Annotated in this window: 10 protein-coding genes and 1 tRNA gene; 4 read left to right on the top strand and 7 right to left on the bottom strand. The window is 40.2% G+C overall.

Annotated features, from left to right (window positions below; genetic code table 11):
- Positions 1 to 61: 61 nt before the first annotated feature.
- From OCV57_RS14020 to OCV57_RS13995, 6 genes are all read right to left on the bottom strand, one after another.
- Positions 62 to 1,780, bottom strand: coding sequence for a thrombospondin type 3 repeat-containing protein (locus OCV57_RS14020; RefSeq protein ID WP_267302054.1), 1,719 nt, complete (start codon positions 1,778 to 1,780; stop codon positions 62 to 64).
- A 180-nt stretch (positions 1,781 to 1,960) separates the two neighbouring features.
- Complete coding sequence (locus OCV57_RS14015; RefSeq protein WP_117859694.1) at positions 1,961 to 2,380, bottom strand: hypothetical protein; 420 nt, start codon at positions 2,378 to 2,380, stop codon at positions 1,961 to 1,963.
- Between the two features lie 99 nt (positions 2,381 to 2,479).
- Positions 2,480 to 3,157 (bottom strand): DUF4367 domain-containing protein, encoded by a 678-nt coding sequence (locus tag OCV57_RS14010; RefSeq protein WP_267302053.1) that lies wholly within the window; start codon positions 3,155 to 3,157, stop codon positions 2,480 to 2,482.
- Positions 3,150 to 3,689 carry an RNA polymerase sigma factor gene (locus tag OCV57_RS14005; RefSeq protein WP_267302052.1) on the bottom strand — a complete coding sequence of 180 codons (540 nt, stop codon included), beginning with the start codon at positions 3,687 to 3,689 and terminating at the stop codon, positions 3,150 to 3,152. Before OCV57_RS14005 ends, OCV57_RS14010 begins: the two co-directional genes overlap by 8 nt.
- 105 nt (positions 3,690 to 3,794) lie before the next feature.
- Positions 3,795 to 4,610, bottom strand: coding sequence for a sigma-70 family RNA polymerase sigma factor (locus tag OCV57_RS14000; RefSeq protein ID WP_022126658.1), 816 nt, complete (start codon positions 4,608 to 4,610; stop codon positions 3,795 to 3,797).
- A complete protein-coding gene (locus OCV57_RS13995; protein ID WP_022126659.1) occupies positions 4,600 to 5,577 on the bottom strand; it encodes a DUF6076 domain-containing protein in 978 nt (325 codons plus the stop codon). The genes OCV57_RS14000 and OCV57_RS13995 overlap by 11 nt, the downstream gene beginning before the upstream one ends.
- A 399-nt stretch (positions 5,578 to 5,976) precedes the next feature.
- On the opposite strand from OCV57_RS13995, the gene OCV57_RS13990 reads away from it, so the two are divergent.
- From OCV57_RS13990 to OCV57_RS13975, 4 genes are all read left to right on the top strand, one after another.
- On the top strand, positions 5,977 to 7,269 hold the full coding sequence (locus OCV57_RS13990) for an AAA family ATPase (protein ID WP_267302050.1): 1,293 nt from the start codon (positions 5,977 to 5,979) through the stop codon (positions 7,267 to 7,269).
- A 408-nt stretch (positions 7,270 to 7,677) separates the two neighbouring features.
- Positions 7,678 to 8,160: a ribbon-helix-helix domain-containing protein gene (locus OCV57_RS13985; RefSeq protein ID WP_022126681.1), complete on the top strand. Its 483-nt coding sequence runs from the start codon at positions 7,678 to 7,680 to the stop codon at positions 8,158 to 8,160.
- 113 nt (positions 8,161 to 8,273) lie between these two features.
- Positions 8,274 to 8,477 carry a hypothetical protein gene (locus OCV57_RS13980; RefSeq protein WP_022126680.1) on the top strand — a complete coding sequence of 68 codons (204 nt, stop codon included), beginning with the start codon at positions 8,274 to 8,276 and terminating at the stop codon, positions 8,475 to 8,477.
- A gap of 104 nt (positions 8,478 to 8,581) precedes the next feature.
- The gene (locus tag OCV57_RS13975) at positions 8,582 to 10,195 is read left to right on the top strand and encodes a recombinase family protein (protein WP_117865799.1); all 1,614 of its coding nucleotides are present in this window, start codon (positions 8,582 to 8,584) and stop codon (positions 10,193 to 10,195) included.
- A gap of 134 nt (positions 10,196 to 10,329) precedes the next feature.
- Here OCV57_RS13975 and OCV57_RS13970 read toward each other — a convergent pair.
- Positions 10,330 to 10,405, bottom strand: a tRNA-Trp gene (locus tag OCV57_RS13970).
- Positions 10,406 to 10,415: the final 10 nt, after the last annotated feature.

Raw genomic sequence — 10,415 nt, 5'->3', positions numbered from 1 at the left:
TTAAGTCGAACAAACAACCGTCCTATGCGTCCCCTCAAATGGTTTTCGCCTATCGAATTTCTTAATAATAGTGTCCAATATGATTGACAAACCTACACAAAACTGTGCTTAATCCACTTGGAGCATAATCATAATAACTCGGATATAATTCAGTAGACCATGCTTTGTACCATTCTTCCCTATTAACTATCATATACTTACTGAAGTGTGTAGTCTCCACACTTACAGTAGAGTTCTCCTCATCAAGCATAGTGTCCAACTCAACAAAATTGTCATTTTCTTCATCATACCATAAAAATAGCAGATTGTCAAATTCGGTATCGCCAAGTTTAGACTTGTCGATCACATAAGTAAGCGTAGCCTTATCAAACTGCGAAGTCGTTTTGATTTCAAAAGGCTCGCCCACAAGACCTACAACCTCTGAGCAGAGTATATCCTTGTTCATAATGCTCTCAACGGTTGTGGTTTTCTGGAGATTACCCGTGCCCTCCATAGATACACGAACCTCTGTAACGGCACAATCCTCGTTTTCAACCTTGTGAATAAACGTCTGTAAACGCTTTTCATCACCGTCAAGAATACCATTTTCGTTTGTATCGGGATTTGTAGGATCAGTTTCAAGATAGATTTCATCGCCGTCTTCTAAACCATCGTCATCGGTGTCTTTCTTTAGCGGATCAGTATTATAAGTATTGATTTCTTCTCCGTCATTAAGTCCGTCGCCGTCCGTATCATCATTATAAGGCTCTGTACCAAGTTCATACTCCTGAAGATTTGTTAATCCGTCTTCATCAAAATCCTCATCACCGTCTGTAATTCCGTTTTCATCTGTATCAATCAAAGTCGGGTCAGTTCCGGTAACAAACACCTCATAATAGTCATCAAGAAGATCACCATCGGTATCTACCAACGTGCTATCACTTCCAAGATACTGCTCAACGCAGTCAGGAAGCTTATCTCCATCGGTATCTTTGAGAAGCTCCCAATTATTCATATCTTCAAAGAAATCAGGTAAGCCATTGTCGTTTTCATCCTTCATATACTGCCATTCATCGACAGGTATATCCAAAGGCTCTGAAACAGTGCCAACCAATTCGCCAGCATTGCCACTATAGTTAGCGTTTACGCTTGGACAGTTGAAAGTTATTGTATCCGCAATAATGACAACATTATTGAGATTCAGATTCTGAGCCATTATCTCAACGTTGCCGAAAGGAGCATATACCAGACCATTAAGATTAACGTTCTGGCTGTCAATCACAATATCTCCATACTTTGAAAAGATGACAGAATTGTTTGTGTTTTTTACCTCGCCGTTAAGGGTAACATCTTCAAAGGCTTTAAGCGCCGTGTTGATATTTATGTTGCCTGTAAGAGTAGCATTACCCTCAACCTCCAGCGGATCATTGATGTTTATGTTTATTTCTTCAAGAGTGTAATCCTGTGAATATTCATCAATATTATTGCCTGAAAAATAGGCTGAATCGATCTTATCAAAGATATATATCATTTCTTTGCCTGCATTCTCAGTTTTCGTACCATTAACGTTCAAATTCCCATTTGAAACTATTGTGCCGTTTGTCGCTATATTTCCATTCACACAGAAATTGTTAGCATTAATGGTGATAGACCCCTCTGTATCAGAAGCGGCAAACATTGTGTAGGGATACTTTTCTGCTGCCTCCTCTGCTACTGCCGGCAAACTCGGTAAAAGAGTTGCCGCCATAGCTGCACTCATTACGCCGGAAAGTATTCGTTTAAAGTTTCTTTTAAGGTTCATAGCTTCTCCTCTGTTTCCGCAATACGCCGAATAAACTCCATATATTCGGAATACTGCATATTATCAGTCCGTATTGTAATCGTTCGATATTGGTTCTACGTCAGACAAACCCAAAATTCATATACCTTAGTCCATTGGAATCACCAAGCCTCTCTGCAAAAAAGCATAGAATGTAGATTATTACGAAACTTCTGTACTGTAAACAGTAATAGTTTCGTAGGACGTGCCCTTGTAGACCTTTGCAACTGTTTTAACGCGGTAGGTTCCGCTGCCAATTGGTGAGTACGAGTTAGGATAACTACAGTACCAGCTGTTAAAAGTTTCGCTCCAGTCGGTTATCCTGCGCCAAGACATTCCGTCTTTTACCTGCAAGGTCTGAGTTACAACGATTTTAGTCGTTGTACCCGATATTCCGTAAACGGTACTCTTGCAAGATGCCACACCACCAGAAATACTCAAATTGCTATATGCTTGATTAGTATACAAGTAACAAGGCGAAACAATACCGCCGTTATCAGGTGGAACAGCAGCCAACACCGTAGTTCCTCCCACCGAACAGAAAATCAGGCAAGCCATAAAAACAGGTACAATTTTTTTCATAATATCTCCTCCTACAAAAAAATGAGTGCAAGAGAATTTTTTCCTCTTACACTCTTAATGACAACAAAATATTCGTTTTTGTGAGCTGTTTTTCAAGATTTATTTCGATTTTGTAGACTTGCACAAAGATAATGTATCTTTTTTATTCAAATTGCTTGTGATTTTAAAAATATATTCGCCGTTATCCCATGAAATACAGAAATCATGGTTGGTACTTTGAATAAGATATTCCTGTCCTGATTCATCAGTGTAGTATTCAAGTTCAGAATGTTCGTTATCAAAATAACCTGAGTAACTATCATGAACGAATTGCTCGAAAAAGATATATTTATCACCATTAAAATAAGCGGCGAATATTGTTCCGCTATCTCGGTTATAATCAGATAATTCAAAACCGTCGGGCAGATTTGAGATCGCATATTCTTCTTTGATAGTTGCCGGATAATCTTTTTCAGTAGCGTTGTTTACCGAAACGGCAGTGTGATCTCCGAAAATACTCATAAAGAAATCATTAACCGCCTCACGTACCGCTTCAACGCTCAGTGAAGATGCCGACAAAATTATTATGGCAGCCACTATACACGCCGCTCGCCTTCCTCCGGTACATATCAGATTAAAATACGGTTTATTCCTTCTTCGTATAAGTTTGTCCATCTTACGTTCGAACTTTTCTGAGAACTCGGCATTAACATCAAAATTTACAGAGTCAATAAATTCATCAAGCTTAGGTTCAAAAGCCTCGCCTATAGCTCTTGATAATATTGAATAGTTATCCATTATAAATGCCCTCCTTTTCAAGCAGCTTTGCAAGACTATCATTTGCGTGCTGAAAACGCTGTCGTGACGCCGCATTGGAAATATGCAGTGCTAACGAAATCTCACTGTACCTCATGCCAAGAGTGATTCTCAGGTAAAGAATTTCCTGATCGGTATATGAAAGCCGCTTGATACAATCAACTATATTATCGTAATTTCTGTCACAAAGCGTCTCGTCTGTTAATTCGGGAATATCTTCGCTTAAATTCATAGCTTTAATGTGTTCCTTTTCTTTTTTCAGTAAATTCAAAGACACGTTTCTAACAGTAATGACAATATAATAGTCCAATTTGTGAGATTCTAAATTTTTAATTTTTTGAAAACTTTTTGCGAGACTAAAAAAAGTCTCCGAACAAGCTTCTTCGGCTAACGTTTTATTTTTCAAAATATTAAACGCAATCGCATAAGCCTTAGACCTATTTTGATTATATAAATCCTCAAATGATTTCTTATCGTCTTCGTTATCAATTAAGGTTAAGTATATTGCAAGCATAATGCCCCCCATTTATTTTTGTTTATCATTTTCATACAGCAAAACCAAAAACTCCGCCAACGCCCGTAATTTCGCCTTAAACTCGTCAGATATTTCAACGGATTCCTATGCTGTCCTACCCTCCAAGGCATCCTTAACCGCCCGGTTACACAACCGCCACCATTTCAGCTTACTCCCGTTATGGTATTCCTTGCGAAGAATCTCTGTTGCAGAATTAACAGCCTTGTTTACAGCGTTTCTGGTGATCAGCATATAGTCCGCAATGTCGTTAACGGAGGTCTCTTCATACCCGAATGCACCATATTTTCTGCCGAGAATTTCTCTGTCCCTGGCTGATAAGTTTTCAAACAATTCCTTGAAAAGCTCAAGGCTAACTTCAATGTAAACCTTGTTATCGGGGTGCAGATCGTTAACGACAAGCCCAGGATTTTCAATGTACTCAATTCCGTTCTCTGTTTCCGCCCGTATCATCAGCGTTTCCGTTTTAAAAGAGAATGACAGACAGCTTTGAACGGTTTTCCTGTCCATGCCAAGCTCCTTGGATATATCCGAATTTGACATACCTTCATTATGCAGCTTGCGGCATCTTTGTATTTTTGAGAAATCGGAATGTGAAAGTCCTGCCGGAGAACTGAAATTTTCAATAAACTCCTGCATTGCATATCGAAGTTGGGGAGTAAGATATGTCAGTAGACTGCCCTTTCTTGCGTCATATTTTTTTGCTTTCAGCTTTTCAAAGAACGTCAAACTGCCAACCTGAACAAGGTCTTCAAAGGTATCGCTGAAACGCAAATAATTTTTGTAGTCTTTTGCGACCGCAGCAGCAACGCTCTGTATGAACCCGACATTCTGCTCGTACAGATCATATAAAGCTTGCATATTACCGTCATAATATTTCGATATCAGTTCCTCATTTGTCATTCTTAACCGCCTTTGGTCTGCCTCTCTTCGGAACGTCAAAACCGCATAATTTGTAAAGATTTTCAGACTGCATTTGCTGTTCAAATTCCTCATTGCTGAATTCGGGAGAGGTCATTGCTCTATGGTACAGTTCTTCTGCTTGTCGCAGAAGAACAGATTTTTGTTTTTCATCAATAACTTTTCTCTGATAGCTTCGCATAACCCTGTTAAGACAGCGCCGATATGACTGATATTTCGGATTATCCGCATTTTCTTCCTTAATTCTGACCGTTCTGTAAGCCATCTGATTACAGGTAAACCTCGGATTTTCAGGCGCAGCCTTGTCGCAGTATCTTGTTTTGTAGCCTTTGGTCATAAGAAAGAATCGTCCGCAATGTTCACATCTGCGTATATGATGTCCTGCCATAAGACCTTTTAGAAAATCGACCTTTAAAAAGCTCTGCAATCTATCAACATGGTAGTATTCCGCAATTACATACTCTCCGCAGCCATCGGTTATTTCTTTGGGGATCATATTCATTTCAAGAAAATCAGCGCTTGTATACGACATATATTCATTCATGATAGGATTTGCAATCATCTTGTACGCCATAGGATTTGTAAGGAAGTCGTAGTAAGCGGCGGCAAAATTTTCGGGATCAAGCTTTTTAAGATGTGACAGAAAATCGTTCACAAAGTAATACATAGTCTTATTGAAATTAAAAATATCATCGATCACAGGCTTGTAAAGACTTGCGGTCTTGTAATAAAGCTCCCAGTTTTCGGAATTCATAATTGTGCCGTCCATATCAGTAAATCCTTTGAAAAATTCGACAGCATTCTGAGTATCAAGAACCTGAAATATTTTATGTTTTTTCAAAGCCGTATCTATTTCGACCATCATGCTGTTCAGCCTGCCCCACTCCTTTTTTAAGGGCGGTATATATTCAACGGAATTATCCTTTTCAGCATTGATTTCATGGTTCATTATGTATTCCGCCGATCTATACTTATCATATATCTCTTCGAATTCGGAAGGAGGTATATTCATACATGATGCCGAAAGCTCGCCCAATAAAAATTCCTGACCGTTGACCTCAATCATATTCCCTTTGACATAAAAACAAATATCGTTAAACATAATTACACCTCAAGGCTGTCGTTTTTACAGTTTCCAAATTAAGTATATCATATTTTGCCGCAATATGCAACTGAAAATGTCGTGTTGAATAAAAAAATAATGTTATGTGATTTTATTCATTTTCTGAATTTCCGCATATAATAATATCAGAGAGTTAAAAACGCGCCGCAGAAAACTAAATCTGCGGCGTTTTTTGTTTGCAGAACCGAGGTCAGCGGCTTTGCATATTAAAAGGAGGTCGATAAAATGAAAGAATTAAAAATGTACAGCAGCGAGTATATTATGAATACTCCGATGAAACCGATCGAATATTGTGTTGACGGTTTGATCTCGCAAGGATTGTTCGTTCTCGCAGGAGCACCGAAAGTCGGTAAATCGTGGCTGGCTCTCGATATGTGCCTGTCCATTGCAAAAGGAGAAAAGGTGCTTGGAAAAGAAACGTTATGCGGTCATGCGGTATATCTTAGTTTAGAGGACAGCCTGATACGTCTGCAAAACAGGTTGTACGAACTGACAGACGAGCCGTCCGACAATCTTAACTTTGCAATTATGGCGGAATCAATTTCAAATGGTCTGCCTGAACAAATTGAATACTGCAGGAAGCGGTTTGACGATTTGAAAATTGTGTTCATTGACACTTTACAAATGGTGCGTAACGAATCGGAGTCGAGCTACAGTTCAGATTACAAAGAACTATCCGTTCTAAAAAGTCTTGCGGACAAGCTTGGTATAGCTATAGTTCTGGTTCATCACACACGAAAGTGTTCCGACGGCGATCCGTTCAATATGATTTCAGGCAGTACAGGTTTGAGCGGTTGCGTTGACGGAAGTATGGTTCTGATTGAAAGCAAGCGTGGAAGTCGAAAAGCTAAACTGTATTGCGTAGGTCGTGATATTGAAAATCAAGAGATCAATGTTGTGTTTGAAAGCAGCAGATGGAAAGTGTCTGATGAGATTAAAAATATCGAACCCGACTATTTCCCCTTTGCTGTTCACGACTTTATGGTAACTCAGAAAAAGTTTAAAGGCTCTGCTACTGAACTTGCTGAAAAGTTATCTGCTCTGCTGGACAAAGAAGTGTTTTCAAATCGTGTCAAAAAAGATTTAATTCAGCACGCTTATGAATTGCTGGATTACGGAGTAACGTTTGAATCCAAACGCAGCAACGGACAGCGAATAATTATTCTGAATTACGATATGAAAAGTGACAGCAGTGACGGCAGAAATCTTATGCCGAAGGAGTGTGAAAACGCTGACCCTGCTGTCACTTGCGGTAACAGTGAAATGCTTGAAAAGCCTTTAAATACGTTGCTTGCGATTGATGAGTACGAAGTTGAGGCAGAAAAATCCGCTGTCACTGTTTGTGATTCTGCCGACCCTGTTGATGACGTTACTGACCCTGCCGCTAATGAAGTTTATGAAATCGAGTTAATGAGCCTTGATGAAGTACTGCATATGTCTGCTAATAAAATAAGAAGTCAGCTTGCGAATAAGGGGATTGAAATTCCGCCGTTTGAAACGCAAAGAAAGGCAACGTAAGCCGATTTGCGTGGCTTGAATTTTTGTCGGGTAAGTCTAGCAGAAACAGCTTAAAAGCCGACACAGGCTATTTGTGAGCCGCTGTGGGCGATATGTGGGAGAGGTTTTAATTCTGATAATAAAAGGCGATTGTCAATCTGCACAAATACCGGATATGCAGAGGTTAAAGTAAGCATAACTAATAATTTGCAAGTTAAAGCGACGGTGTCGCACTCACAGCGGACAGCAAAGCTGACCGCAATATTTTGCCGAAATTACGGAGGTTTTCGGCTCTCGAGTAAAAGGAGTCTTAATTTGCAAAAGTATGAAACGGAGGTGTCGCAGCAAGTAAAAAATCAATAAAAATGCGGAAATATCGCCCTTTGGAGTGTGCACCAAAAGGTAATACCGCAGGAAACGGAGGTAATTATGGCAAAGAAAATAGGAATAAGCTTAGACAATGAAACTTTGGAACTTTGTGATGAGTATGCGGAGAAAACTTCGCACTCACGTTCAGAATTTATAGCCAAGGCGATAAGGGAGTATGTTTCCTCAATTGAAGTCGGCAGGCAGAAGAATATCATCGCAAAAAATCTTGCAGATGAAATCGTGAAAGGTAGCGAGGCAGGGATAACTAAAATCTCAAAAGGCTTGTTCAGATACGCAGTTGAGCTAGAAATTGTGATTATGATACTGTCGGAGCTGGCTGATATTCCTCCGAAAGTTATAGCGGAGTATCGCAAGGAGGCGGTGCGTAACGTTCGCAGGACAAGGGGTAAAGTTAACCTTGACGATTTGATTGCAAGGAACAACCGTGAATTTGCCGAACAAAATATAGCTGAAAATTCTTGCGAATATGGCGAAGGTGATGTTATCGTTAACGCCTATGAGGTTGATGATAACGAATTGTAAAATCGGTGCGTATCAAATTCGCACAAAAAATTTAAAACGAAAGGACTGAACTGATTTGTTTACACGAATTTTCTCAACATTTGTTCCGATATATATCGGAGAGCAGGAGGTATATGGACACAAATATTATAGAAAGAAACGAAAGCTGTTGCTCCGGCAGCATAACGCAAACTGAGGATAAGTATATCAAAAGTCGTTCCGAGATCATTGACGGAATTGTTTACAACATCAACTCGGTGTTTGATATGACCTCAAAATCCACAGCTGAGGACAAGCTGAAATATTTGCTGAGATCCGCCGCTGAAAAATTATCATAAATTTATAGATTATCGCTGGACTTTCAGAATCGATTGTGATATACTATCTGTAATCTCAATCGGTTTGACAGAGTCCGCATAATGGACGGAAAGAGAGGTTAATAATGTCAGACACGAATAAGATAACGGCTTTGTATTGCAGGCTCAGTCACGAGGATGAGCTTGCGGGAGAAAGCAACAGCATTTCAAATCAGAAAGATATACTTCAAAAATATGCCGATGAACATGGATTTTACAACACCGCGTTCTACATTGACGACGGGTACACGGGAGTAGATTTCGAACGTCCTGCATTCAAACGCATGATAGACGATGTGGACAACGGCAGGATCGGCACAATAATTACAAAGGATCTCTCAAGGCTTGGTCGAAATCATCTGCACGTAGGATTATACACAGAGGAATATTTTCCGCGCAGAAATGTCCGCTATATTGCGATCAATAACAATATTGATTCCGATAATCCGGATTCCTCCGCTGTCGATATGGCGGCATTCTACAACATTTTTAACGAATTCCACGTCAAGGATACAAGCAGAAAAATTAAGGCAAGCTGTGTAATAAAATCCGAAAGAGGGCAGAGAGTCGCTTCACGTCCGCCTTACGGTTACATGAAATCTCAGGAGGATCACAACAAAATTCTGCCCAATCCCGAAACAGCGCTGGTCGTAAAATATATTTTTCAACTATGCGCTGATGGCTTGGGTCCGGCTCAGATCGCGCACAGGCTTGAGGAAGAACAGATATACACTCCTGCGATGTACGAGTACAGTCAAACGGGAAATGTTATTTCTAACTTTGATACAAGCTATCCCTACCGCTGGAATCCGACCGCAGTTGCAAATATTTTGGAGGACGTCAGCTATCTCGGACACACTTGTAATTTCAGGTTCGGCAGAGCGTCATACAAAGACCATCGGAAATTAAAGCTGCCCAAAAGCGAGCACAAGCTGATTGAAAATACTCATGAGCCGATAATCGACATTAATATATGGGAGATAGTTCAGCGACTCAGGCAGAGCAAGCGTAGGTTCACAAGGAGCGGAGAGAAAAGTATTTTTGCCGGAATAGTCTTCTGTGCGGACTGCAAACAGAAGTTATATTTTCACAGACACGCAAGAGAGAAGTCTGAAAACTGGAAATTTATCTGTTCTTCGTATCGAAAAAATAGTCGGGAACAATGTACCATGCACGGTATTAAGGAAAGTCATCTCAAGGAAATCGTACTGCATGAAATACGGAATGTGACTGCGTTTGCGAGAGAACGTACAGATGATTTTGCTGAGTATATCAGTCGGGAGTCAAATACTGCTGCTAAAAAAGAGCTGTCCGAAGCTAACAAAAAACTGAAAAAGAGCGAGAAAAGGCTTGCCGAGGTCGGAATAATTTTCAGAAAGCTGTACGAAGATCACGTTCTTGGTACGATTGATGATGATCAGTTCAGAATGCTGTCGCAGGGATACACTGATGAGCAGAATCAGCTTAAAGCGGAAATATCAGACTTGAAGCATACGATGCAGGAGCTTCAATCCCAGACGGCTAACACCGCAAGATTTGCTGCGCTTGCTAAAAAGTACACAGATATTACAGAATTAACTCAGGAAATCTTACACACGTTTGTATCGCGCATCGAGGTTCACGAAAAGCTGAAAGACGATAACGGCAGTATCACGCAGGAAATCGATATTTACTTTACTCATATCGGAATTGTAAAGTAGACAAAAAGAAAACGGAGAGCATTAGTCTGAATAAATCAGATGACTCTCCGTGATACATAAGTTTAGGGTCGTTCCCTATTTGTGCCGCGATAATACGAGCTTTTCTTGGGATGCATCATTTCATTGCACTAATCTGGCAGGGGCAGAAGGATTCGAACCCTCGGCACGCGGTTTTGGAGACCGCTGCTCTACCAACTGAGCTATACCCCTAGATAAAAAA

Origin of the sequence: Hominimerdicola aceti, from assembly GCF_025567495.1 — a bacterium.
In the GTDB taxonomy this organism is placed as follows: domain Bacteria; phylum Bacillota; class Clostridia; order Oscillospirales; family Ruminococcaceae; genus Hominimerdicola; species Hominimerdicola aceti.
The sequence above is the reverse complement of the archived record's forward strand: the minus strand, read 5'-3'. Positions and strand labels throughout refer to the sequence as shown.

Coding starts and splice junctions, on each gene's coding strand:
- OCV57_RS14005 (WP_267302052.1), bottom strand. CDS start 3,689: ATGCTTGCAATATACTTAACCTTAATTGATAACGAAGACGATAAGAAA.
- OCV57_RS13990 (WP_267302050.1), top strand. CDS start 5,977: ATGAAAGAATTAAAAATGTACAGCAGCGAGTATATTATGAATACTCCG.
- OCV57_RS14000 (WP_022126658.1), bottom strand. CDS start 4,610: ATGACAAATGAGGAACTGATATCGAAATATTATGACGGTAATATGCAA.
- OCV57_RS13995 (WP_022126659.1), bottom strand. CDS start 5,577: ATGAACCATGAAATCAATGCTGAAAAGGATAATTCCGTTGAATATATA.
- OCV57_RS14015 (WP_117859694.1), bottom strand. CDS start 2,380: ATGAAAAAAATTGTACCTGTTTTTATGGCTTGCCTGATTTTCTGTTCG.
- OCV57_RS14020 (WP_267302054.1), bottom strand. CDS start 1,780: ATGAACCTTAAAAGAAACTTTAAACGAATACTTTCCGGCGTAATGAGT.
- OCV57_RS14010 (WP_267302053.1), bottom strand. CDS start 3,157: ATGGATAACTATTCAATATTATCAAGAGCTATAGGCGAGGCTTTTGAA.
- OCV57_RS13985 (WP_022126681.1), top strand. CDS start 7,678: ATGGCAAAGAAAATAGGAATAAGCTTAGACAATGAAACTTTGGAACTT.
- OCV57_RS13975 (WP_117865799.1), top strand. CDS start 8,582: ATGTCAGACACGAATAAGATAACGGCTTTGTATTGCAGGCTCAGTCAC.
- OCV57_RS13980 (WP_022126680.1), top strand. CDS start 8,274: ATGGACACAAATATTATAGAAAGAAACGAAAGCTGTTGCTCCGGCAGC.